Consider the following 23,261-nt stretch of genomic DNA (forward strand, 5'->3'; position numbering starts at 1 on the left):
AAAGAATTCGCAAACTTTTTCTTGCAGTACCTTAGAGATTATTCATGGATTTTATTATAATCTCTGTCGGCAACGAACTTTTGAGTGGAGATACAGCAAACTCGAATTCAGTATACATGGCAAAAAAGCTTGTTCAAATGGGACACAGGGTTAAGAGGATCATCGTAATTCCGGACGATGTTGATGAGATTGCCGAGGAGGTCAGGAAGGCAAGCGAAAAGGCTGATTTTGTGCTCGTTACCGGCGGGCTAGGAGCGACCCACGACGATGTTACTGCTGAGGGGATAGCGAAAGCCTTCAATGTCGAGCTTGTGGTTGATGAAAAAACTGCCAACCGCCTCAGAAGGTTCTCCAGAAATGAAGAAGCAATAAGGAAGGTTGCATCCGTCCCGAAAGGTTCTGAGATTATTCCAAACGACAGGGGTGCTGCTCCAGCATTCATATTCAGGAATGTGGCCGTTATGCCTGGAGTGCCTGCAGAGATGGAGGATACATTCAATAAGATCATAAAGAGGTTTTCCGAGGAGGAATACTATGAGGACACGCTCAAGGTTAATGGATATGAGAGTCAGATTCTGAAAGAGCTGAACAAAGTTGTGGAAGAATTTAAGGATGTTTCCATCGGTTCCTATCCAAAGCCGGGTTATGTTGTGATCAAGTTCTCTGGCAGGAATAAGGGGAGGGTTGAAGAGGCCAAGAAGAGGCTTGAAGAGCTTTTGAAGGTCAGAAAATGAAACCGTTCGTTTTTGTCAATATAGCTTCAAGTATAGATGGCAAGATAAGCGATGAGAGCAGGAAGCAGGTGAGAATATCCTGCAGAGAGGACTTTCAGAGAGTGGATAGACTGAGGGCCTTCTCAGATGCCATCATGGTAGGTATAGGAACGGTTCTGTCAGATGATCCATCTCTGACAGTGAAAGATGAGAGGCTCAGGTATGAGCGGGTTCAAGCTGGCAAGGACGAGAATCCTATCAGAGTGGTTGTGGATAGCAGACTGAGAATACCGCTAAATGCGAAAATTCTGGATGATAGAGCGAGAACGATAGTTGCCACCACCGAGAAAGGTCTTGAAAGGGTAAAGCTCATAGAGGAGAGAGCAGAGGTGGTTGTTTTTGGGCGAGAAAAGGTTGATCTCAGGCTGCTGTGTGAGTACCTCTACAAGATTGGAGTCAGAAGGTTGATGGTAGAGGGTGGAGGAACGCTGATAAACTCGCTGCTGAGAGAGAAGATGATAGACGAGTTCAACATCTACTACGGCAACATGATTATCGGTGGCAGGAACTCTCCTACGGTTGTCGATGGTGAATCATTTGCAGATCCGGTAAGGCTCGAGCTGATAAGCTGTCAGAAACTCGGGGAAGGTATTTTTACCAGATGGAGGGTTGTTTACAGATAGGTTGTTTGCATGTGAGAAACCATCAAAGCGTGACCTCCTTCCGCCAGTTCATTGATGGACATCTTGTGGGTTCAAGCGCATGCTATCCTCCCCACTTCGGGTAGGGCCACATGGAGTTGTCCCTATACTCCTAAGAGTACAAAGTCCAAAAGCCTAAAAGTTTAAAATCCTCATGCGAGAGTCTGGTGCATGGCTAAAGCCAAGGACTACCTGGACTTCATAAAAATTGAGCATACACTCTTTGCTCTCCCTTTTGCCTATACAGGTGCCTTTTTAGCAGCTGATGGATGGTTTGGGTACCGGATCTTCTTCCTGATCCTTACAGCCTTTACAGGGCTCAGGGTGTTTGCCATGAGTATCAACAGGATAATCGATAGAGAAATAGACGCTCTTAATCCAAGAACATCCAGCAGACATCTTCCAAAGGGCATTATTTCTGTTAAAGAGGCTTACATCATCGCATTTCTCGGCCTGATCGTTTACTTCCTGTCAGCCTACCTGATAAACAGAACTGCATTCATGCTCTCACCCATACCGGCGATAACTGCATGGGTATATCCCTATTTAAAAAGATACACTTGTTTATCGCACTTCGTTCTCGGACTCAACCTTGCCTACGCTCCCGGTGGAGGATGGGTGGCAGTAACAGACTCCATAAACATTTTTGGTAGCGAATTCATACCGTTCATGCTCGGGATCGGGATCATGTTCTGGGTTGCCGGTTTTGACATTATATATGCCCTGCAGGATGTTGAGTTCGACAGAAAGTATGGGCTGCATTCTATAGGTGCTCACTTCGGGAGTGGAGTTGCAAAAATCGTTTCAGCGATAAGCCACATCCTGTTTTTCTCGATCTCTGCCTACACGCTCCTGTTCCATGTTGAAAGAAAGGTAATCCCCTATGGGCTGGCTGGAATTGCCATGCTTCTGATATTCGAGCATTACATCATAAGAGAGAAGTATGATGAGAAAAAAATTCAACTTGCGTTCTTTTATTCAAACGCTGTGATAAGTTCGCTTTTCCTTGGAACAATAATACTCAATGTTCTTTTGAAGTGAAACACCGGAATCTATTCCTCATAGTCATAATCGTAGTATTCTTCCTCAAACTCCTCCTCGAATTCCTCTTCCTCCTCTTCTTCAAAGGCAAGGGACTCGATGGAGTAAACTTCGTTTGTATCGAGTACCAGCAGTTCATCACCCTTTACTATCATGGACAGTCCGCATAGGCTACACTGAATCTCCATTCCCTCATACATGTCTGAGAGTTCCAGCACCTCTCCACATGATGGACATTTAATTACCTTGATCACCATCGGTTAAAGGCAGAAATTATCAAATAAAAATTTTACCTTTTGGAGACCCCAAAACTCTTTTCTATTTTTACGAGAATTACACAGTATGATTCAAATAAGAACATCGAAGAGAGTTGAGATCATTGACATAACATCCAGAGTTGCTGAAGAGGTTGAGAGAAGTGGGATCAGAGAGGGGATTGCTGTCATATACACGAAACACACAACCACGGGCATAGTGATCAACGAGGGTGAAAGCGGGCTTCTTAAGGATATAGAAAACATGCTATCGAAGCTAGTTCCTCAGAATCAGGGTTATATCCATGACAGAATAGATAACAATGCCGATGCTCATCTCAGAGCAGTGCTCCTCGGTAACAGTGCGGTTGTTCCGGTATCTGATGGAAGACTTGAACTGGGAACATGGCAGAGCATATTATTTATAGAGCTTGATGGTCCAAGAAATAGAAGTGTTGTTGTTAAGGTGATAGGTCAGTAGAGAAAACCATAGGAGAATCTGAATGAGCAAGCCGAGAAGATCTCAGGACAGGCAGGACTACTACTACTGGAAGGCTAAGAAAGAAGGCTACAGAAGCAGGGCAGCCTACAAGCTGATCCAGATAAATAAGAAGTTCAGGCTGATAAAAGAGGGAGACAGAGTGCTTGATCTTGGCGCCTCTCCCGGTGGGTGGAGTCAGGTTGCCGTGAAGTTCGGGGCAGAGGTTGTTGCTGTTGATCTGAACCCCATGCCTCCTATCGAAGGGGTTACATTTGTCAGGGGAGATATAACCAAGAACGAGACTTTCAGGGCAGTTAGGGAGATATGCGATGAGTTCGATGTGGTTATAAGCGATGCCGCTCCAAAGCTGACGGGCAAGTGGACGATAGATCATCTGATCTCAATAGACCTCGCGAGAGCCTCGTACAACTTTGCAGAAGAGTTTTTGAGATATGGTGGGAACTTCCTAGTTAAGGTCTTTCAGGGCGAAGAGATAGAAAAATTTTATAGAGATGTTTCCAAGAACTTCAGGTTCAAGAAAATGCACTCACCTCAGGCATCGAGGAAGAGGAGCGCTGAAATCTACTTCATCGGAAAGGGGTTTAAGAAAAACAGGGGACCCGTGGGGTAGCGGATATCCCGGAGGCCTTCGGAGCCTCAAACCCGGGTTCAACTCCCGGCGGGTCCGCATTCAGTATTTATTCTGCTGTTATGATATTTTTTGACAACCAGAACAAACTGGCAGATACCATCTCAACCAAACATCTCAACCAGTATGGCTTGAAGAATTGGAAGAGAGAGTACAGAAAAATTATGAACTCTTATTCTGAGAGTTTCCTGCATGTTTATAACCTCCGAGTCCAATCCAGAGACATGGAAGATGCGGCAAGCTCGGTGAACTCGCCCTCAAACTTGAGAAGTACAAGGTGTAATAAGATGTAACATACTGGTTGCATTCTTGTGGCTGATACTCGGGATGATATTCAGATCGGAGGGGTTCTACTTAACTCGGTATACCTGATCGGAAGGGGTGCTGGCTTCGAGGTATCTCCATACCAGGAAAATCGATGGCGCAAAAGGTGATATGAGCTGACATCGTAAATGCCAAAAGAATTCTGATCATGACCACATTTTATTTTCAGAGAGATGAGCGATGGTGAGCTTGCCAAAGCTACCGGCCTGAGGTGGGAAGTCGTCAACACACCTAAGCAGGCTTGAGAGTAGAGGATATCTGGAACGAAAAAATAACGAGCAGAGAGTACCAGAACTTTTGTAAAGATTATAGTAAAGGGTTGAGAAATACAGAGAAGAGGTAGAAAAGCTGAACAGGCTTTTGAGTGGGGTTGATGGCGGGAGTGATGGCCATAGAGAATATAAGGAGCAAAGTTTCATAGAGAGGAACATAAAGAGCAGAACCATCTAGCTATGGCCATATCATATCTTGCTATGCGTTCAAAAGCCTCACATGCAAGTTTCAGCCTGAACTCTTCCGTAACACCATTTACAAGATTTTCTACAACCTCTTCATACTGCTCCGGAGTTGAAATCGCCATAACCTGCCTGTAGTTTTTTGATGCAGCTCTCAGGAGGGAAACACCACCCACATCTATATTCTCCACGCAGGGCATATCCTCAAACGGATAAAGATCAACCACCACCATATCAATCTCCCCAGAAAATATCGCCTCGTAAACAGCAGGATAGAGTGTTTTGAGCTCAGGTGTTTCCCTTAATCCAGTCATCTCAGACAGATGCTTCACCCTTACCCCCCTGCTTTCGAGGTAGCTTGCCGTACCTTCGGTTGCGATTATCTCAACCCCCATCTCTTCAAGTTTTGCTGCAAACTCGGCAACACTCTCTTTGCTGCTTACAGATATGAGTGCCCGCATAATAACAGAGGGAGTAGCTAAAATAAAGCTCTTCTGGTAAATTGCAGGAGTTTTAGTTCTTCTATCATCTCAGGAATGTTATCTCCACTGCCAGTAATATGAGGATCCCTCACCATCCCTTACGATTACAACAATCCATCCTTTCTCCGAGCTTTCTGGAATAATCAGCACTATTCAGCTTTCCAGATATTTCGGAAAGTAACTTTCAGGATGTGCATTGGCTCCGATACATCAGCGTATGTGATCTATATGAACCCACCAAAACCTTCAAATATTCAACGGCATACCATAAAACTGGAATTTCTTCTGGGCCCGTAGCCTAGCATGGATAAGGCGACGGCCTCCTAAGCCGTAGATCGCGGGTTCAAATCCCGCCGGGTCCGCTTAATTTACAATTCAATACATTTTTTGGGTTTTTTAGAAATAACAGCAACGCTATGAAAGTATTACACAACTCAAATTCAGCAGGCTAGATTATGCTCAAATATGATTGCTGAACGGCCTACCAAATGTTTTCAAAAGTTGCGAAAAATCTAACAAAATTAATTATTACCATTTTCAGATAATTTAAAAATTTTTTCCCTATTTGAACCAATAACTTTATTCTTTGAAAATTTTTAAATACTTTATCGATGACTGATAATAGGTGATAGCATGTTATTGGATTTTATCTTGACTGAAGAGCAGAAAGACATAAAAGAGGCTGCAAGAGAGTTTGCAGAAAAAGAGATCGCACCAGTAGCTGAGGAATACGATTTGAAAGAAGAATTCCCATGGGATGTTTATAAAAAGGCAGTAAAACTCGGATTCATCGGTATGGGAATACCGGAGAAGTATGGCGGACAGGGCTTGAAGATGCTCGATGCCTGTTTGGTGGTCGAAGAGTTCTTCAGAGTTGATGCTGGAATTGGAATGATTCTCGCATCCACATTCGGATCCGAAATGCTTCTCTACTTCGGAACAGAGGAGCAGAAGCAGAAGTACCTCCCACCACTGTGCGAGGGGAAGGCAATTTGTGGAGCAGCATTTACCGAGCCGGGAGCCGGAAGTGATGTTGCTGGTATAAAACTGAAGGCTGAGAAGGATGGTGATGAGTGGGTTCTTAACGGTACTAAAACATTCATAACAAACGGAACCATCGCGGACTGGTTCGTTGTTCTTGCCAGAACGGATCCGAATGCAAAGAAAAGGCATGAGGGAATGAGTGTTTTCATTGTTGAGGCAGACAGCGAGGGCTTAGAGAGGACAAAGATCAAGAACAAGCTCGGTATAAGGTCTAGCGATACTGCAGAACTTAACTTCAAGAATGTCAGGGTTCCGGCAGAGAACCTCGTCGGGCAGGAGGGCAACGGTTTCGCTCAGGCTATGATGTTCTTCAACACCACGAGGATCCCAGTTGCATTTCAGGCTGTGGGTATCGCACAGGGAGCGTTCGAGCTTGCCTTTGAGTACTCAAAGAACAGAGAGATTTTCGGAAGGAAGCTCAAGGACTTCCAGCTCACACAGGACAAGTTTGCCAGAATGAGAACCGAAATCGAGGCTGCAAGGTTGCTTGCGGTTCAGGCAGCCATGCAGGCAGACACCGGAATGCCAGATCCTGGCCTGACTGCGATGGCGAAGTACTACTGCGGCAAGACTGCCGTGAAGGTGTGTGATGAGGCACTCCAGATATTCGGCGGATACGGATATATCGGAGAATATCCGATTTCAAGATACTACAGGCATGCAAAGATAACAGAGTTATATGAAGGAACCAAGGAGGTCGAGAAGGAAGTTATCGCAAGATCACTTTACGGAAAGGTTCCATCACAGATTGCCGTATTGAGAAAGCCACCATACTAATTTTTATTTTTTAAGGTCCTAAGTTGTAAAAAATTAAAAATGTAAATGAGGGGGTGTTTTAAATGGCTGAGGCAAAGGAATTGGTTAAAAAACTTGTTGAGCTTGGAAACCAGTCCGATGAGATAAAAAATGAGATGAAGGGTTGGGGTGGAGTCGTGCAGTTCGATATAGACGGTGAGAAGTTCTATATAAAATACAACGACGACGGCACCGCAGAATTCGTTGAAGGAGAGGCCAACTCTCCGAATTTCACGGTCATAGCGAGTGATGAGTACTGGGTCAAGGTAATGAAGGGTGAGGAAGACCCAATAATGGGATTCATGACAGGTAAATACAAGATACAGGGCAACATAATGGAGTCCCAGAAGCTCGCTGGAGTTATGAAAAAGGTCAAGCTCTAAAACCCTTTAATTTTTCTTTTGGGAAAACTTAAATAACCATTCAAAATTTTTCTGCTGGGGTGATACAATGACAGAGCATGTGGTCTTTGTTGGCAACAAGCCTGTAATGAACTACGTCCTCGCCACAATAACCCAGTTCAACGAGGGAGTGGACAAGGTAGTTATAAAGGCGAGGGGGAGAGCGATAAGCAGGGCTGTAGATGTGGCAGAAATCGTGAGAAACAGATTCCTGCCGAATGTAAAAGTAGAGGACATCCAGATCGGCACAGAAGAGCTGGATTCAACCCAGGGCAAGCCATTAAATGTCTCCACGATAGAGATTTACCTCAGCAAATAACCTTATTTTTTATTTCTCAATAATTTCTCTGGCTACAATATCCTCACATTCTATTTTCCTGGCAGTTATGCTCTCAGCCACAATCTTTTTTGCACTGATTCTTTGCTTAGCCCTGATGTAGTCTTCTGAGAAAATCTCGTCTGCAAGAATGCTTGAAATTTCGGACACAACAGCCTTGGCCTTTATCCGCTTGGAGATTATCGATTTTGTTGCCTGAATTATCCCGCCCTCAATCTCATCCGCCTCGATCGACCATCCAGCGGATACCTTATCTGCATGAATTTTCCTCGCTTTTATGTATCCTCCAGCCTTTATCGATTTAGCTGTGATGTAGCTCCCAGACCGCAGGTGTTTCGAGACATCTATGTAGCTTTCAGCCCGAATAAACGATTCAGCCTCTATAGACTTCCCCTTGATGTATCCCTCAGCCTTTATGAATCCCTTAACCTTGCATGGCTGGGTGAATTCGATGTCGCCATCATAACTCAGGTTTCCGTCGATGACTTTCCTACTCTCAACCAACATGTCCATCATTCAATCTCGATAATAAAAAAGATTTCCGTTTCCGGATACCTCAGATGGCTAACGAACTCCCTGCTCAGGTCTCTGGCAGCTTTATTCGCCTTAACCAGCAGGGTTCTCCCACAGACAAAAGAGCTTTTTCTGACTACTATATCTGTCGGATGATCAAAGGTTAGCTTTTCGCTTCCAAATCCAAATAATTCCTCTTTCAGACCATAATCAGGCAATTCAAGAGTTATTTTGCATTTCAAACCTTCCTTGAGCCTTTCCTTCAACCCGGAAGACAGTTCAGATATGCTCTTGTCAGCATCCACTCCAACTATGCAGTCTCCCCTTAAAGACAGCTCTCTATCCTTTGTTACCTCAAGAGTTGTTCTGTGGGTTGCTCTGATGTTCTCATGTCCTCTTGCCACGATAACCTCCCTCATATGCATAACCATCAACTCTGCTTCCACCTCTCGTCCTTCCCACAAACATGGCTGTATTCACAATCGAAGCACGCATACCTCTTCCATATTTTCAGGATCTCATCAAGTTTGCTCTCAACTTCCGCCCATCCAACCCTATCTCCGGGCTTTACCTTAAGCAGGTTCATAGCAAGGAGGTCGAGTTCCATGATGTCCTCCTCGCCTTTGTTGCATATGCCGTCCTCAAGATTTGGGCATGCGATGCAGACATCGTCAGCCCCTACAACAATCTCGATCTCCTGTTTCCTGACATTTTCAAGAAAGCTTTTCAAATTATCTACGAATTCCTCAGTGTAACCCTCTCCCTTGAAGAAGTGCAAGCATATCAGGTGATGACCTCTCGCCCTCATCAACAGAACATGAGGCAGTCTGTTTTTATCTTTGCCGCCTTAAAGTTTTTCCAGAAAAGTTTAGAGAAGTTTCTTAAAAATGAAAAAATTAAAGCGGGACTATTTCTCCCCCATATACTTCGTTCAGAACCTGGGCGAGGGCTGCATATATCGCAGACAGTCCGCAAACAATCCCTTCAAATCCTGCAAGCTGTTTTATGAATGTGCTGCCCGTCGCATCGCCTATGGCCAGCATGAAGAACAGAATTGTCAGTGTAAGGAACACGAACTGGAGTGCCCTGTTTATCCTCAAGGTCGCTATGAAAAGCACAGCAGTGAACAATCCCCACATCGAGAAATACGCGACCATCGCTATGTTCTCTGGTGGGGATGTCAGACCCATAGAGGGCATTAAGATCAGCGTAACAAGGGTCAGCCAGAAGAGACCGTAGGATGTAAAGGCTGTGGCTCCAAAGGTGTTGTTCTTCCTCCACTCCATTATTCCGGCAATTATCTGTGCAAGACCTCCATAGAATATGCCCATCGCAAGGATCATGGCTCCCAGCTTGTAAATCCCGGCATTATGTATGTTCAGCAAAACAGTGGTCATACCAAACCCCATCAATCCAAGTGGAGCTGGATTCGCTGTGGAATCCAAAATTTTGACAACATTCGATTTCTCAAGCTCTATCATATTTTACACCCCTACATTACCCAAAATACACCTCACCGCTTGCAGCCTTTCTTACAAAGTCAACAGCCTCTGGATTGGCGAGGGTTGTTATGTCTCCGGGATCCTTGCCGAGCATTACTGCTCTGCAGACTCTCCGCATGATCTTGCCGCTTCTTGTTTTGGGGAGGTCCGGGACGAAGTAGATCTCATCGGGCCTTGCTATCTTGCCTATCTCCTTGGCGACATGCTGCTTGAGGTCGTCAATGAGTTGTTCGCTTGGCTCGATGCCTGACTTCAGGACAACGAAAGCCACTATGGCTTCTCCCTTAACCTCATGGGGTTTGCCGACAACCGCAGCCTCGCTGACTGCAGGATGGCTAACAAGGGCTGACTCCACTTCAGAGTTGCCTATCCTGTGGCCGGAAACATTCAGGACATCATCGAGCCTGCCCTGTATCCAGAAGTAACCCTCGCTATCGACTCTTGCAGCATCTCCCGTGAAGTAGATGTTTGGATAGGCGCTCCAGTAGGTGTTGATGTAACGCTCCTCAGCCCTCCATAAACCGCGAAGCATAGCCGGCCATGGCTTCTTTATCACGAGGTACCCACCAGCATTCCTGCCGTGGAGGGAGTTTCCTTCAGGATCGAAGACATCTGCATCTATTCCCGGGAAGGGCTTGGTTGCCGATCCTGGCTTGAGAGGAGTTATTGGTAATGGGGAGATCATCTGCATGCCGGTTTCGGTCTGCCACCATGTGTCCATTATCTGACACTGCTCGTTGCCAATGTACTTGTAGTACCAGACCCAGGCTTCGGGGTTTATTGGCTCTCCAACAGTGCCGAGCAGTCTGAGGGTTGAGAGGTCGTGGTTTTGTGGATACTTCTCGCCCAAACGCATGAACATCCTGATGGCTGTTGGGGCTGTGTAGAACACTGTGACACCATACCGCTCTATTATTTCCCACCATCTTGCCGGGGTTGGGTGAGTGGGGGCGCCTTCGTACATAACGGAGGTTGCTCCCAGAATCAGGGGGGCATAAACGATGTAGCTGTGCCCGGTGATCCAGCCTATGTCTGCTGAGCACCACCAGATATCATCTTCTTTGATATCGAAGATGAAGTGTAGGGTTGATGCGGTTCCAACGGCATAGCCTCCATGTGCGTGGATAACACCTTTGGGCTTTCCTGTCGTGCCAGAGGTGTAGAGGATGAAGAGGGTGTCGTTTGCGTCCATAATCTCTGTTTCGCACTTTCTCGAGCCAAGTACATCCTGCCACCAGTGGTCTCTTCCTTCTTTCATTGGCGGGTTGATGTTGGTTCTGTCGTAGACGATGACATTCTCGATTGTTGTTTGATCGAGGATTTGGTCTGCTCTGCTCTTCAGCTCGATTACCTTGCCACCTCTGTAGAAGCCGTCTGCTGTGATCAGGAGCTTGGCCTCTGCATCCTGTATTCTGTCGAGGAGTGCCTTCTCGCTGAAACCCGAGAAGACTACAGAGTGGATCGCTCCGATTTTAGCGCATGCCAGCATTGCTATTGGCAGCTCGGGGATCATGGGGAGCCAGATCGTCACTCTGTCTCCCTTGCGAATACCCAGATCTTTGAGGGCGTTTGCGAACCTGTTGACCTCTCTGTAGAGGTCGTGGTAGGTTAGCTTTCTTATGTCCCCGGGCTCGCCCTCCCAGATGTATGCCAGCTTGTTTTTTCTGAGCTTCGCCTGCTTGTCAAGGGCATCGTGCACGATGTTGTACTTGGCGTTGATGAACCACTTTGCGTATGGAGGGTTCCACTCCAGGACTTGGGTGTAGGGCTCATACCATTCGATGCTGACCTCTCTGGCCATCTCGCTCCAGAACCACTCAATGTTCTGTGCTTTCCTGAGGAGTTCGTCGTAGGTGGGGATGTCGTGTTCGTCCATGAACCTCTTTACATTAGAGTTTTCTACAAGTTCTTCAGGAGGGTAGAAGGTTCTACCCTCCTGAAGCAGGCTGGCTATTGTTTCCTGGGTTTCTTTCATGATTTATCACCGTATAAATCTAAAGTCTTTAAGTATAAAACTTTTATTATGATTTAATATTAATAATGTTTAAAATGTTAAATCGTTATTAAATCTGTGAAAACTGCTGTACTTTTTTGCGTAATTGTTGGGCACGATACAGCATTGGATATTAATCTACGATTAATTATTGACAAAATTCCATGCAAACCCCCACATTTATTAAAAAAGGAGTATTCATGAACAAAAAAGTTAAAATAGATAATGAACTTTCAGTGTTTGTGGTTGACAGATTAAGCATTTCAATTGATTCTGAAACAAGAGAAAAGCTGGATATTCTGTGCAAAAAGAAAGAGAAGAGCAAGAGTGAACTGATAAGAGACCTGATAGACTTTGGATATGAGCTTGCCAAGTCAGAGGTGGATATGGAGACGATAAAGGTATGGATAGACTATCTTGCTAAGAGGCAGCATATGATTCTGGATATTGAGCACTGGAGGGTTATTTTTTCTGAGATTGAGAAGATTGAGGATCATAATTTCTGGGGGCATATGGAGGAGATCGGATTAAGTCATTCTTTCCAGTACAAGATGAAAGGGTTGGATAGCATAGAGAAGATACTGAGGTATGTGGAGAAGGCTAACTGGTATGAGATAAAGGAAGAACGGGATGGAGTATATACGCTGATTCTTAACGATCCTAAAATTAAAAGGTTTGTGAAGGTGTTTCTGGAGAAGGTTTTCGAGGGGCAGGGGATTAAGGCGAGGATTAATGAGGGGTTTGGGAAGTTGATAATCTCGCAGCGCTCACAGTAATCACAGTAATTCGTTCAGCCTGACCAATACCCTTACAGCCTTCTCGATATCTTCCAACTTAACCTTTTCCCGCTCGGTGTGACAGTATTTCAGATCTCCGGGGCCCCATACTACGACATCCGCCTTTCGCTTGAGATTTAAGGCATCAGTCCACGATGGCATGAAGGTGTGCCTCACTTCAAATCCGCAATCGCTGATTGCCCTCTCGAGAATTGTTGCAACCTCTCCAGAGTAGAATCCATCAATAGCATCTTCAACGATAACATTCCCGTATTTCCCGGCTATGCTCTTTATAACCTCAATAGAGCTATTAACATCCGATTCCGGGCTTAGCAAAACATCGAACTTGATTCTGCACAAATCAGGTATTATGTATTCATCTCCTCCACCCTCTATTTTTAAGGGAGATATTGTGAAATTCTTTTTAAGCTCGATCATCAGTTCAAAGGCCTTTTCTATCGCATTCTCTCCGGCTTCGGGGATTGAAGCATGAGATTTTCTTCCATATATCTCTACAACCAGATCTATGCTCCCATAGTGCGTGGAAGCTATATGCATTGATGTGGGCTCCATAATTACTGCCATCCCTCCATCCCAGTCCTTTGCAAAACTTTTGGATCCTTTTCCACCCTCCTCCTCATCACAGAAAAAGGCGAGGCAGTAGTCCACACTCTCTGCTGCTTTCAGCATCGCCGCGATACTGGCTTTTGCATCGCAGACACCAGTGCCATAAGCATAAACACCATCAAAATCGAATTCTCTTTTTACTCTAACTGTGTCGAGATGTGTTGAGACCAGAAAGTTGCTGTCAGTATTGATGGCCACATAATCCTCACAGTCCGAAACATCGTATCCCAATTTTTCCAGATAGTTTTTAACAAAGCTTTTTATCTCCTCCTCGTTTCCACTGGGAGATTCAATCTGAACAAGTTTTTTTAGCAACGATAGAACCATAATAGCTTTTAAGGTGGGACAGTTAAAATCTTTATTGATGGAAGATTTTATTGATGGATGTACGATACGAAAAGTTGACAGAAGTGACCTCGAAGCTTTCGTTAACATCTACATCGAAGCTTATCGAGGACTTGAAGAGTACGCATACACAAAGAGGAAGGAGATAAAGAACTACTTCAAATGGCTCAGAAACAGAGATGAAGATGGATTCATGGTTCTTGAGGGTGATGAGATTATAGGATTTGTTGCATGCGATACGAACTGGGTTAGCATTTTCGATAGGCTTAAGGTTGGAGAGATACATGAACTCGTGCTACACCCAGAGTACAGGAATAAGGGTTTTGGTAGCTTTTTGCTCAACAAAGCTGTTGAATATGCAAAAAGCAAAGATAGAAAACTCGCAGAACTGTGGGTTGGGGAGAAGAACTACAGAGCGCGGAAGTTCTACATGAAAAATGGGTTTAATGAAAAAGGAAAGTGGGGTATCTGGATCAGGATGGTAAAAAAGATTTAGCTACTTAACTTCATATGTTCCGAGTCTTTTCTGCGAGTAGCTCACCAGTCTGCTGAGCGGGATTGTCATCATCAGGTAGAACAAAGCCACGCCAAGAAACGGTGTCCATGCATTGAAAGTTGTGTTTACGATCTGCCTTCCAACCCTCGTCAGCTCAACGATGGATATCACGGAGAGAAGCGATGAGTCCTTCAGTAAAGCTATGAACTCGTTCCCAAGTGCTGGAAGTATGTTTCTGAACGCCTGCGGAAATATCACATATCTCATGGCCTGCAGATAGCTCATCCCAAGCGATCTCGCTGCCTCCATCTGTCCGATAGGTATCGATTCTATTCCTGCCCTAACTATTTCCGCAATATACGCCCCACTGCAAACACTCAAGGCAATAATTCCCGCTGGCTCTGGCTCAAGGTTTATGCCAATTGCTGGAAGGCCAAAGTAGATTATGAGGATCTGCACTAGCAAGGGTGTTCCTCTGATCACCTCAACATAGAATGTTGATACCGCAAAGGGTATTGGGTTCTTTGATACCCTGCCAAGCCCTGCAATCGTGCCTATAATCAGCCCGAAGAGTATTGAAACGAGTGTGAGCTTCAGTGTTACAAAGGCTCCAAAGGCTAAATCCGGGAGGATCCTTATGAACAGATCGATGTCAAACTGACCTATCCCTGCCATTTCTGATCAAAAAATAAAAATTAGGAACCGAACCATTTCTCATAAATCTTGTCGTATGTTCCATCCTTCTTTATCTCTTCAAGTGCCTTGTTTATCGCTTCGAGCAGTCCCTTGTTATCCTTGTTTACAGCTATACCGTAGTACTCAGGTTCGAACTCTGGATCCTCAACAACCCGGTAAACCTTTGGATCCTTCTTAACTGCCAGATATGCAACGAAGTTGTCGATAATAGCAGCGTCAGCATCTCCCTTCTGTATAGCCATCAAAGCCTCTGGTGTACCTTCGAACCTTATTATCTCCAGGTTAATGCCCTTCTCCTTCAGCCTCTCTGCAGCGAAGTCTCCAGTTGTTCCCTGCTGAACGGCAACCTTCTTCCCGTCGAGATCCTTAACACTCTGGATGCTCGTATCATCAGCCCTTGTGATTATAACCTGCTTGGCCTCGAAGTATGGCTCACTGAAATCAACCTGCTTGGCCCTCTCTTCAGTTATGGTCATTGCAGAGCAGATTACATCGTATTTCTTTGATAGCAGTCCTGGAATTATGCCATCCCATGCAGTGTTAACGAACTTAACCTCCAAACCAAGCCTCTTCGCTATCTCGGTCATCAGATCTATATCAAATCCAGCATACTTTCCTGTTTTCTCATCCGTGAACTCAAATGGTGGATATGCTATGTCGCTTCCAACTGTGAGCATGCCTTCCGTAACGAGGTAGTACTTAGGTATCTCATTCTCGGCTGGCGTCTGTGTGGGAGCCGGCGTCTGCTTCGGTGTCTCCGACTGTGTGCATCCGGCAAAGCCGATTGCTATTAACAGCACCACTACAACAAACCACATTTTCTTCATTATTTCACCCCAGGCTTTCAAAAATTGAATAATATTTTAGTCTTTCGAATGTGAACTGTTCACGATCTCTTTAATATTGATAAAAATCTATTAAGTCAAATAATTTAGACAGGCCAATACAAAAGAGAGAGTCGATAAAACTCAAATAAAACGCTCTAAGATCTCCTTTACACTGGTTGGTCTCAGATTCGATGAAGAAATCGTAGCCTTGAACATCTTCAAATTATCTCCAGAAAGATAGTTGGAGTAAATGCTGTTTGGCATCATTGCACCCTCATCTGGCGCTGTGTCAGAATACATGACCTTTAGCCTCACAGCCCTCCCCCCACTTTCAACCTCAACAACATCACCCTCTTTAAAGCCCATTTTCTTCGCGTACTCTGGATTTAAGAACAGAACTGCTGAAAGTTTCTCGAACTCCTCTTCATCTTTCTCTGCTGTAGCCTGATGTGAGTTTCTCGCAACTACAACATCCACAACAGCTCTCTTGATGAATTTCCCGAACTTCATCAGATCCCCTCCAGTATCCTCTTCAGAATAGAAATATCGCTTACATCACCCTCTTTTAGCGGTTCAACCTCAATCCTTACTCCATCACTTCTAACCATAGTTCCTCCCTGATCATAGCCAGTTATAGCCGAAGGCAAAACAACATCAGCTGTTCTAGCTGTAAAGGTGTTCTTGGGGTCAATCACAATCTTCTTTATTTTTGAGAGCTTTCTGGCAACCTCAAAGGGCAGCGAGTTCAGTGGATCCGTTCCGATGATTAGTGCCGTGTCTATTTCATCGTTCAAAATCAGGTTTTTGAACTCAAAATCTTTTGAAGCTTTTCCTTCTCTGAATGAATATCTGTTCACAAAACCCGTTTTCTCAAACATGAGCTCGTTGAACCCTCTCATGTTTGCATGGAATCCTGCTGGCAGGAAGTACACGTTCGAGATCTCGTTCATCTTATTAACCATCTCCAGAAATCTGCTGTAGTCTGAGTTCAAACCATACTTAAGCCCCAGTCCTCCGAAGATTACATTGAAGTCGGCTCTTTTCATTTCACTGATTATTCTCGAAACATCCTTGAAATAGTTTCCAGCCTTTCCATCCAAAGCTGAGATGAAGCCGTCAATTAACTCGAGATCGTTATTGACCTGGATGAACCTTGCATTCTTCTTTGCGAGCTTTGCAGTATGGCTTTTTCTAACATCCACAACAACCAGAAACCTGTCCTCTTCATATCCTCTCTGTCTCTTTCCAGCCCTAGGGTAATATGTGTAGAGAGAGAGATGCCTTGAGAGGCTGTTGTATGGATCGGTACCCCAGTAAAATATCACATACGCGTTCTTCTTTACCTCATCAAGCGTGGTTGTTGGGATCTCTTTTTTCAAAATCATCTCAACAAAATCACCAAGGCAGAAGGAGGAGTTGTCATCGATGAACGCTTCCTTTTTCTCCGCGAGCTTTATTGCTAACTCCTGGGCCTCCAGAGGAACCGTATCAAGACCATATACGGCAAGATTCTTTGAATTGCTAATCAGTTCAATTGCCTTATTCAGTGCAGTATCGAAATCCACTTCCTTCCCATCAACTTTTGGCTTCGCCTTGTTATTCTCGGCATTCCTAAATATGCTCGCCCCTCTCCTGCAGGCGTTGAATACCTTATCCTTGACAACGATGTCTGTGCATAAACACGAGCAACCAGCACAGGTTACCATGGCTAACCCTCCACAAATCTTATCGCATCGCTCGGACAGTTCTCCCTGCAGGCAACACACAGTATTCTGTTTTTACCATATCTCCTGCACTTCTTCATATTTATAACCTTAACAACACCATCCTCTATGCGAAGTATCGGATCATCTATCGTTGGCCCATAGCCCGATCCCATGCCATAAGGGTCATCCGAAGCGTGAACGGGACACACAACCACACAGTTAGCACATCCCGAGCATAACTCTTCATCGACTATCAGTCCGGTCTCAGTAGCCTCCTCAATCCCTTTCAGCATCTTTTTAAGCTCCTCAAGCTGTGGAGCGTATTTTTTCTCTTCAAAAAGAGGTGTGCAGTCTTCAAGCTTTCTCTCCCTGTTTATTACCTTGAATGCAAAGCTCATGCATGTTGCTTCCCCGCACTTCTTGCAGTTGGTTTTTGGTAAGAGTTTATAAACCTCCATCGGGGTAATCGCCATACTTTATAAATTTATCACACAAAATATATGGTTTTTTGAAACGATTTATAATGTAAAGAGTGATTAAAGTGTTGAGAAACTGGGAATCTCACTGATTTTTACAGGATTGCTGGGCGATATAATTGTTCCAAAGGTTGCTTCCATATGTGCAACAGCAATTTTCGTAACCGGTTTGGTTCTGCTGGTTTTTTGGGATAACAAAGGCTAAAATGTTAAGTTAGGATGTTAAGTTGGCTACTGGTAAAGAAGTAATAAGCAAAATAAAAACAACAGACTACTCGTACTCTATCGTCGCTGGAGGTTTCGGAGTTATGTCGTAAACCACTCTTGCCACCTCGGGAATCTCGCCAGTTATCCTGAGTGCAATTCTCCTGAGCACATCGTATTCTATGTTTATCGGATCTGCAGTCATACCATCTCTTGAACCGACCGCTCTAACAGATATTATGTATCCCCAAACCCTGTTGTCTCCTTTAACTCCTGTTGCTTTTCCAACCAGTGCAGCAAAGCACTGCCATTTATCGTAGCTTGCAAGTTCCTCCTCAACTATGGCATTAGCCTTTCTAACAACCTCAACCTTCTCCGGAGTAACCTCTCCAACGATCCTGACTGCTAATCCCGGACCAGGGAAGGGCATTCTCTCAGATATTTCCTCTGGTAATCCCAAGTACCTCGCCACCTCCCTGACCTCATCTTTGTACAGCTCGCGGAGAGGCTCTATAACTCCCTTGAACTCGTAGTCAATCGGAAATCCACCAACATTGTGGTGGCTTTTGATTCCACCCTCGCTCTCGATGATGTCTGGATATATCGTTCCCTGTATTAGGTAGTCCGCATTCTTCTCCCTGGCAACTCTTTCAAAAATTCTGACAAAAAGCTCTCCAATTATCTTCCTTTTCTGCTCAGGATCCTCAACGCCTTTCAAAGCTTTCAGAAATTCTTCCCTCGCATCTATGAAGACCAGATTCATGTCGCTGAATATCTCCTTTATTCTCTCCGGCTCCCCCAATCGCATTAAGCCTGTATCAACAAAAACAGGAATGAGCTTGTCTCCAATAGCCCTGTAGGCTAAAGCCGTGCATACGCTGCTATCAACACCCCCGGATAACGCGATTATGGCTTTCCCATCACCTACCCTGCTCCTTATCTCCTCAATTGCTTTGTTAACGAACTTCTCAACATTCATTGATTTACCTCCTCAGAATATCTCAAACAGGCCTCCACAAACCCTGCAAACGGAGGTGATGGTGAATACGGCCTTGACTTGAATTCCGGATGGAACTGTGTTGCGAAGAAGAACCTCTTATCTGGCAACTCCAGAATTTCCATTCTCCTCCCTGAGTCGGATGTTCCGGAGAACACCACACCCTTCTTTTCAAGCTCAGGGATGTAGTCGGGATTTACTTCGTATCTGTGCCTGTGCCTCTCAACGATCTTTTCTCTGCCGTAGAGTTCAAAGGCCTTCGTGCCCTTCTTGACAGTAACCTCGATGTCGCCAAGCCTCATCGTACCACCAAGCTTGTCTATTTCCTTCTGCTCCGGCAGGAGGTCTATGACCGGATGCTTCGTATCTGCCAGCTCAGAGCTATGGGCATCCTCATAGCCAAGAACATTTCTGGCGAATTCAACCACAGAGAGCTGGAACCCGAAACAAATACCCAAGAAGGGTATATCGTTCTCCCTCGCATACTGAATTGCCAGAATCTTGCCCTCACTACCTCTATGCCCGAACCCGCCAGGAACGAGAATTCCATCGACATCCAGTTCGAAGTCCTGATACCTCTCCAGATCCTCGCTGTCTACAAGCACCATATTGACCTTACATCCAGCCAAAATACCGCCGTGTTTCAAAGCCTCCCTGATGCTGATGTAAGCATCCTTAACATGAACATACTTGCCAACGAGGGCTATCGTAACTTCTTTCTCCAAACTCTTTAGCTTCTTAACAATCTCTTCCCAAGTTTTCTTTGATTCTCTCTTTTCAAGTTTGAGCTTTTTGATGAGATACTCATCCATCTTTTCTTCCTTCAGCATCAGTGGGACTTCATATATCTCCTCAGCATCGTGGGCACTTATCACAGCCTCAACTGGAACGTCACAGAACAGAGCGATCTTCTTCTTTGTCGATTCGAGCAATCTTTCCTTGCATCTACCAACTATTATGTCCGGCTGTAAGCCTATGCTCCTCAACTCCTTAACGCTGTGCTGTGTTGGCTTGGTTTTCTGCTCACCACCGAGATCCAATGGTATGAGGGTTACATGAACCAGAGCGAAGTCTTCAGGCTTCTCTTCATTCTTCATCTGCCTCACAGCCTCCAGAAAAGACATGCCCTCTATGTCTCCCACTGTACCTCCTATCTCAACCAGGCAGATGTCTGCTCCGCTCTTTTCAGCCACATTCCTTATCCACATTTTTATCTCATCGGTGACATGAGGAATAATCTGAACTGTGCTACCCAGATAGTCTCCTCTCCTCTCCTTCTCAAGAACGGACATGTAGATTTTTCCAGTTGTGACATTGTGCTCGCCGGTAACCTCCTCACCAATAAACCTCTCGTAATGGCCGAGATCAAGATCGACTTCAGTACCATCTTTCAAAACGAAAACCTCTCCATGCTGGAAGGGGTTCATCGTACCAGCATCTATGTTTAAGTAGGGATCCACCTTTATCGGCACCACCTTGTAGCCCATATCTGTGAGAATCCTTCCGATGGAGGCCGCTGTAATACCCTTGCCCAGTCCGCTCATCACTCCTCCAGTTACGAAAATATATTTCATGATCACACCCTGTCAAACTTTATCTCTCAGCTCAGGTGGCAGCATGTTTGGAATGCCATCCTCTATCGGATACTTCTCATTACATTTCTCGCAGATAAGAGTTCCCGCAATAATTTCCTCATCTTTCTCTTCCTCAACCTCGAGCGTGAGATCGCCCTTACAAACGGGGCATGCGAGGATGTCAAGAAGTTGCCTCTTCATGAACCAAGTTGGATACGAGAGTTTAAAAATTTTGGTGGAGATCATTCTGGTGATGTAATTTGATATAATAGCCCCAAACTTTAATGCAACACAAACCTTGTAGTATCCTGAAATAACTTTACACCCCGAACAAACCTATGTGAGGAATCTAACCAACAGAGACATACTCAGAATGATGAAACGGTGGCTGAAAAGTGAAATCGGTAAGAAAGATATCTGAATTCTCAGCTACAAGGCAGAGAATTTCAAAGAAACAGGCAGAATTCCTTCTTTCTCCCTGATTATCCATTCTATTACTCTCTCGTCAAGTTTCATGTTAGGATTTGGAGATGTGAGAAATAATTTCGGGAAAACACAAATTATAAAGCGAATGGAAATAATTAAAAAACGATAGCAGACAAATCTTAACATGCTCTACCAAAACGAGATACTCTGGTTTATCCTTCTCATAGTAAACTTTTCAGGGATTACCTTAGCATACAGATTATTTGGTAAGTCTGGACTCTATGCATGGACTGCAATGGCTATAATAATAGCCAATATACAAGTAATGAAAACAATAAAGTTCTTTGGACTTGTTACAGCAATGGGGAACATCATCTATGGTTCTACATTTCTGGTAACGGATATTCTGTGTGAAAACTACGGGAAAGAGTCTGCAAGAAAAGCAGTGATGATCGGGTTCTTTACCCTGATATTTACCACGATAATCATGCAGTTATGTCTTGCATTCATTCCCGATCAAAGTGACACTTTGAGTCCCGCACTCGAGCAGATTTTCAGTCTACTTCCGAGAATAACCGTTGCAAGCCTCACAGCATACATCATAAGCCAGTTTCATGATGTTTGGGCATTTGATTTCTGGAAAAGAAAAACTAAAGGTAAGCACTTATGGTTAAGGAATAACGCATCAACCATGGTTTCTCAGTTGATTGATAATGCGGTTTTTACATGGATTGCGTTCGTTGGATTTGGAATTTTCTGGGAACAGGTTTTCCCATGGGAGGTTATAGCAGAGATTTTCATCACCTCTTACATAATGAAATTCATTGTCGCTGTGCTGGACACACCATTCGTTTATCTGAGCAGGGTAATTAAGGAGTCATTGGCAGAAAAGTAAGTGTAATGTTATTGATAACCCAACCATCTCTTTTTTAATTCGTAAAATGCTCCACTTTCAATAGAATCACGAATTTTTTCAACAAGCCTGATAATGAAGTAGACATTGTGGTATGATGCAAGTCTGAAGTATGTGAGTTCATTGGAAACATAGAGGTGTCTGAGATAGGCTCTTGAATACTCCTGACATACAAAACAATCACAACTTCTATCGACTGGATTTGTGTCAAATCGGAATTTTGCATTCTTGATGTGAATTCTGAATTTGTTTTCTGGTTTTCCACCTTCCTCAGGGCTAATGTAAAGATGTCCTCTCCTTGCCCACCTCGTTGGAGCGACACAATCGAACATATCTACGCCCCGTTCAATACAATTGAACAAATCCTCGACCGCACCTATTCCAAGCAAATGTCTGGGTTTTTCCTCCGGTAAAAGCGGTATAACCCATTCAAGAATGTTATGCATATCCCTCTTGCTCTTTCCAAGTGAGCCTCCAATCCCAAAACCATCAAAATCTCTTTCCGCCATGAATTTTGCCGACCTTTCTCTCAAATCCCTGTATTCTCCCCCTTGAACAATTCCAAAAATTGCCTGCTTTTTATTATAATACTGAAGGCATTCTTCAGCCCATCTGTGGGTTCTTTCAAGAGCTATTTCCGTATATTTTTTGTCCGATAAAGGAGAAGTGCATTCATCAAATGCAAAAATGATGTCGGAACCAAGGTTTGATTGTATTTCCATTGATTTTCTTGGTGTGAGTTCAACGATCTCCCCGCTTATATGATTTTTGAATCTTACACCTCTGTCATCCACATAAGCCCATTTCTCACCCTTAAAATCAATATCTTTCAATCCCTCAAGGAAAATATTATTCGCAATCTTTCCAACTCCGTGCTCCATACCAAAACCAAGTGAGAATGCTTGAAAACCCCCAGAATCAGTTACAATGGGTAAATCAATGTTCATGAATTTGTGCAATCCACCAAGCTTTTTTATTACCTCGTCTCCAGGACGGAGGTGGAGATGATATGTGTTTGCAAGCAAAACCTCCGCACCCATTTCTTTCAAATCCCTGTTATCAAGTCCTCTAACACTCGCAAGGGTTGCCACAGGTATAAAAACCGGAGTATTAAATTTTCCATGCTTGGTTTTTACAACACCTGTCCTCATTCTGTCTAATGTTGTGTCAATTTTGAATTTCATCCTGAGGTAAGAATTTGTCTTTGCTTAAATTGTTTGCTTCAAATTGATACCTGTGTCTTATCTAACTTTGGACTTTTTCAGAAGGAGTCATGTGGTTTGTTAGGAGTGTGAGACTGAGTAAAATTTGGGATACCACAATGCACCACAAACCTCATAAACAGTTATAAACTAACATTAGGCAATCAGGTTTAGTGCAAAAGCCGGGGTGGCAGAGAGGCACTGCGCGAGCCTGGAGAGCTCGTGTCCCTTTGGGACGCGTGGGTTCAAGTCCCACCCCCGGCGTTTTATTTTGGATTCTAATCCTATCAATTTCACAACACACCCCCATA

The 23,261-nt window shown here is 44.3% G+C and carries 28 protein-coding genes and 3 tRNA genes; 14 read left to right on the top strand and 17 right to left on the bottom strand.

Going from position 1 to position 23,261, the window contains the following annotated elements; genetic code table 11:
• Positions 1 to 44: 44 nt before the first annotated feature.
• From ASULF_RS03820 to ASULF_RS03830, 3 genes are all read left to right on the top strand, one after another.
• Complete coding sequence (locus ASULF_RS03820; RefSeq protein ID WP_015590382.1) at positions 45 to 734, top strand: competence/damage-inducible protein A; 690 nt, start codon at positions 45 to 47, stop codon at positions 732 to 734.
• A complete protein-coding gene (locus ASULF_RS03825; protein WP_015590383.1) occupies positions 731 to 1,396 on the top strand; it encodes a 2,5-diamino-6-(ribosylamino)-4(3H)-pyrimidinone 5'-phosphate reductase in 666 nt (221 codons plus the stop codon). Before ASULF_RS03820 ends, ASULF_RS03825 begins: the two co-directional genes overlap by 4 nt.
• A gap of 189 nt (positions 1,397 to 1,585) precedes the next feature.
• The gene (locus ASULF_RS03830) at positions 1,586 to 2,455 is read left to right on the top strand and encodes a UbiA-like polyprenyltransferase (RefSeq protein WP_015590384.1); all 870 of its coding nucleotides are present in this window, start codon (positions 1,586 to 1,588) and stop codon (positions 2,453 to 2,455) included.
• A gap of 11 nt (positions 2,456 to 2,466) precedes the next feature.
• Here ASULF_RS03830 and ASULF_RS03835 read toward each other — a convergent pair whose 3' ends face one another.
• Positions 2,467 to 2,712, bottom strand: coding sequence for a hypothetical protein (locus tag ASULF_RS03835; RefSeq protein WP_015590385.1), 246 nt, complete (start codon positions 2,710 to 2,712; stop codon positions 2,467 to 2,469).
• Positions 2,713 to 2,797: 85 nt separating this feature from the next.
• On the opposite strand from ASULF_RS03835, the gene ASULF_RS03840 reads away from it, so the two are divergent.
• The 3 genes from ASULF_RS03840 (at position 2,798) to ASULF_RS03850 (ending at position 3,878) form a co-directional block, all read left to right on the top strand.
• Positions 2,798 to 3,190 carry a secondary thiamine-phosphate synthase enzyme YjbQ gene (locus ASULF_RS03840; RefSeq protein WP_015590386.1) on the top strand — a complete coding sequence of 131 codons (393 nt, stop codon included), beginning with the start codon at positions 2,798 to 2,800 and terminating at the stop codon, positions 3,188 to 3,190.
• 22 nt (positions 3,191 to 3,212) lie between these two features.
• Complete coding sequence (locus tag ASULF_RS03845; protein ID WP_048098304.1) at positions 3,213 to 3,821, top strand: RlmE family RNA methyltransferase; 609 nt, start codon at positions 3,213 to 3,215, stop codon at positions 3,819 to 3,821.
• Positions 3,807 to 3,878: transfer RNA gene (locus tag ASULF_RS03850), tRNA-Arg, on the top strand. Before ASULF_RS03845 ends, ASULF_RS03850 begins: the two co-directional genes overlap by 15 nt.
• 700 nt (positions 3,879 to 4,578) lie before the next feature.
• On the opposite strand, the gene ASULF_RS03855 is transcribed toward ASULF_RS03850, so the two are convergent.
• Positions 4,579 to 5,079: a hypothetical protein gene (locus tag ASULF_RS03855; protein ID WP_015590387.1), complete on the bottom strand. Its 501-nt coding sequence runs from the start codon at positions 5,077 to 5,079 to the stop codon at positions 4,579 to 4,581.
• Positions 5,080 to 5,387: 308 nt separating this feature from the next.
• On the opposite strand from ASULF_RS03855, the gene ASULF_RS03860 reads away from it, so the two are divergent.
• The 4 genes from ASULF_RS03860 (at position 5,388) to albA (ending at position 7,659) form a co-directional block, all read left to right on the top strand.
• Positions 5,388 to 5,462: transfer RNA gene (locus tag ASULF_RS03860), tRNA-Arg, on the top strand.
• 271 nt (positions 5,463 to 5,733) lie between these two features.
• Positions 5,734 to 6,921, top strand: coding sequence for an acyl-CoA dehydrogenase family protein (locus ASULF_RS03865; protein WP_015590388.1), 1,188 nt, complete (start codon positions 5,734 to 5,736; stop codon positions 6,919 to 6,921).
• 62 nt (positions 6,922 to 6,983) lie between these two features.
• Positions 6,984 to 7,322 (top strand): SCP2 sterol-binding domain-containing protein, encoded by a 339-nt coding sequence (locus ASULF_RS03870; protein WP_015590389.1) that lies wholly within the window; start codon positions 6,984 to 6,986, stop codon positions 7,320 to 7,322.
• A gap of 67 nt (positions 7,323 to 7,389) precedes the next feature.
• Complete coding sequence (gene albA / locus ASULF_RS03875; RefSeq protein ID WP_015590390.1) at positions 7,390 to 7,659, top strand: DNA-binding protein Alba; 270 nt, start codon at positions 7,390 to 7,392, stop codon at positions 7,657 to 7,659.
• A 9-nt stretch (positions 7,660 to 7,668) separates the two neighbouring features.
• Here albA and ASULF_RS03880 read toward each other — a convergent pair whose 3' ends face one another.
• From ASULF_RS03880 to acs, 5 genes are all read right to left on the bottom strand, one after another.
• The gene (locus ASULF_RS03880; protein WP_144060472.1) at positions 7,669 to 8,184 is read right to left on the bottom strand and encodes a hypothetical protein; all 516 of its coding nucleotides are present in this window, start codon (positions 8,182 to 8,184) and stop codon (positions 7,669 to 7,671) included.
• 5 nt (positions 8,185 to 8,189) lie between these two features.
• Entirely contained in the window at positions 8,190 to 8,621 is a 432-nt protein-coding gene (locus ASULF_RS03885) for a DUF371 domain-containing protein (protein WP_236609712.1), read from the bottom strand.
• Positions 8,621 to 8,998 carry a DUF1284 domain-containing protein gene (locus ASULF_RS03890; RefSeq protein WP_015590393.1) on the bottom strand — a complete coding sequence of 126 codons (378 nt, stop codon included), beginning with the start codon at positions 8,996 to 8,998 and terminating at the stop codon, positions 8,621 to 8,623. The genes ASULF_RS03885 and ASULF_RS03890 overlap by 1 nt, the downstream gene beginning before the upstream one ends.
• Positions 8,999 to 9,086: 88 nt before the next feature.
• A complete protein-coding gene (locus tag ASULF_RS03895) occupies positions 9,087 to 9,671 on the bottom strand; it encodes an acetate uptake transporter (RefSeq protein WP_015590394.1) in 585 nt (194 codons plus the stop codon).
• Between the two features lie 16 nt (positions 9,672 to 9,687).
• Positions 9,688 to 11,667 (bottom strand): acetate--CoA ligase, encoded by a 1,980-nt coding sequence (acs, locus tag ASULF_RS03900; protein ID WP_015590223.1) that lies wholly within the window; start codon positions 11,665 to 11,667, stop codon positions 9,688 to 9,690.
• A gap of 218 nt (positions 11,668 to 11,885) precedes the next feature.
• Between acs and ASULF_RS03905 the strand changes: the two genes are divergently transcribed.
• On the top strand, positions 11,886 to 12,461 hold the full coding sequence (locus ASULF_RS03905) for a ribbon-helix-helix protein, CopG family (RefSeq protein ID WP_236609713.1): 576 nt from the start codon (positions 11,886 to 11,888) through the stop codon (positions 12,459 to 12,461).
• Here ASULF_RS03905 and ASULF_RS03910 read toward each other — a convergent pair whose 3' ends face one another.
• The gene (locus tag ASULF_RS03910) at positions 12,462 to 13,415 is read right to left on the bottom strand and encodes a M20/M25/M40 family metallo-hydrolase (protein ID WP_015590396.1); all 954 of its coding nucleotides are present in this window, start codon (positions 13,413 to 13,415) and stop codon (positions 12,462 to 12,464) included.
• A 37-nt stretch (positions 13,416 to 13,452) separates the two neighbouring features.
• Here ASULF_RS03910 and ASULF_RS03915 point away from each other — a divergent pair, with 37 nt between their 5' ends.
• Positions 13,453 to 13,929 carry a GNAT family N-acetyltransferase gene (locus ASULF_RS03915; protein WP_015590397.1) on the top strand — a complete coding sequence of 159 codons (477 nt, stop codon included), beginning with the start codon at positions 13,453 to 13,455 and terminating at the stop codon, positions 13,927 to 13,929.
• On the opposite strand, the gene ASULF_RS03920 is transcribed toward ASULF_RS03915, so the two are convergent.
• The 8 genes from ASULF_RS03920 to ASULF_RS03955 form a co-directional block, all read right to left on the bottom strand.
• Entirely contained in the window at positions 13,930 to 14,604 is a 675-nt protein-coding gene (locus ASULF_RS03920) for an amino acid ABC transporter permease (RefSeq protein WP_015590398.1), read from the bottom strand.
• A 20-nt stretch (positions 14,605 to 14,624) separates the two neighbouring features.
• On the bottom strand, positions 14,625 to 15,452 hold the full coding sequence (locus tag ASULF_RS03925; protein ID WP_015590399.1) for a basic amino acid ABC transporter substrate-binding protein: 828 nt from the start codon (positions 15,450 to 15,452) through the stop codon (positions 14,625 to 14,627).
• Positions 15,453 to 15,593: 141 nt separating this feature from the next.
• Entirely contained in the window at positions 15,594 to 15,962 is a 369-nt protein-coding gene (locus ASULF_RS03930; protein WP_015590400.1) for a molybdopterin dinucleotide binding domain-containing protein, read from the bottom strand.
• Positions 15,962 to 17,158: a formylmethanofuran dehydrogenase subunit B gene (locus ASULF_RS03935; protein WP_015590401.1), complete on the bottom strand. Its 1,197-nt coding sequence runs from the start codon at positions 17,156 to 17,158 to the stop codon at positions 15,962 to 15,964. The genes ASULF_RS03930 and ASULF_RS03935 overlap by 1 nt, the downstream gene beginning before the upstream one ends.
• Before the next feature lie 2 nt (positions 17,159 to 17,160).
• Positions 17,161 to 17,631 (bottom strand): ATP-binding protein, encoded by a 471-nt coding sequence (locus tag ASULF_RS03940; RefSeq protein WP_015590402.1) that lies wholly within the window; start codon positions 17,629 to 17,631, stop codon positions 17,161 to 17,163.
• Positions 17,632 to 17,905: 274 nt separating this feature from the next.
• Positions 17,906 to 18,817, bottom strand: coding sequence for a glutamine-hydrolyzing GMP synthase (gene guaA / locus ASULF_RS03945; RefSeq protein WP_015590403.1), 912 nt, complete (start codon positions 18,815 to 18,817; stop codon positions 17,906 to 17,908).
• The gene (gene pyrG, locus ASULF_RS03950) at positions 18,814 to 20,409 is read right to left on the bottom strand and encodes a glutamine hydrolyzing CTP synthase (protein WP_015590404.1); all 1,596 of its coding nucleotides are present in this window, start codon (positions 20,407 to 20,409) and stop codon (positions 18,814 to 18,816) included. The genes guaA and pyrG overlap by 4 nt, the downstream gene beginning before the upstream one ends.
• A 12-nt stretch (positions 20,410 to 20,421) precedes the next feature.
• Positions 20,422 to 20,610, bottom strand: a complete 189-nt coding sequence (locus tag ASULF_RS03955; RefSeq protein WP_015590405.1) for a methytransferase partner Trm112 — start codon at positions 20,608 to 20,610, stop codon at positions 20,422 to 20,424.
• Positions 20,611 to 21,019: 409 nt separating this feature from the next.
• Here ASULF_RS03955 and ASULF_RS03960 point away from each other — a divergent pair, with 409 nt between their 5' ends.
• A complete protein-coding gene (locus ASULF_RS03960; RefSeq protein WP_015590406.1) occupies positions 21,020 to 21,730 on the top strand; it encodes a queuosine precursor transporter in 711 nt (236 codons plus the stop codon).
• An 8-nt stretch (positions 21,731 to 21,738) separates the two neighbouring features.
• Here ASULF_RS03960 and tgt read toward each other — a convergent pair whose 3' ends face one another.
• On the bottom strand, positions 21,739 to 22,932 hold the full coding sequence (tgt, locus tag ASULF_RS03965; protein WP_015590407.1) for a tRNA guanosine(34) transglycosylase Tgt: 1,194 nt from the start codon (positions 22,930 to 22,932) through the stop codon (positions 21,739 to 21,741).
• 199 nt (positions 22,933 to 23,131) lie between these two features.
• On the opposite strand from tgt, the gene ASULF_RS03970 reads away from it, so the two are divergent.
• Positions 23,132 to 23,214 (top strand) — tRNA-Ser (locus ASULF_RS03970).
• Positions 23,215 to 23,261 lie beyond the last annotated feature (47 nt).

It is taken from the genome of Archaeoglobus sulfaticallidus PM70-1 (assembly GCF_000385565.1).
Lineage (GTDB): Archaea > Halobacteriota > Archaeoglobi > Archaeoglobales > Archaeoglobaceae > Archaeoglobus_A > Archaeoglobus_A sulfaticallidus.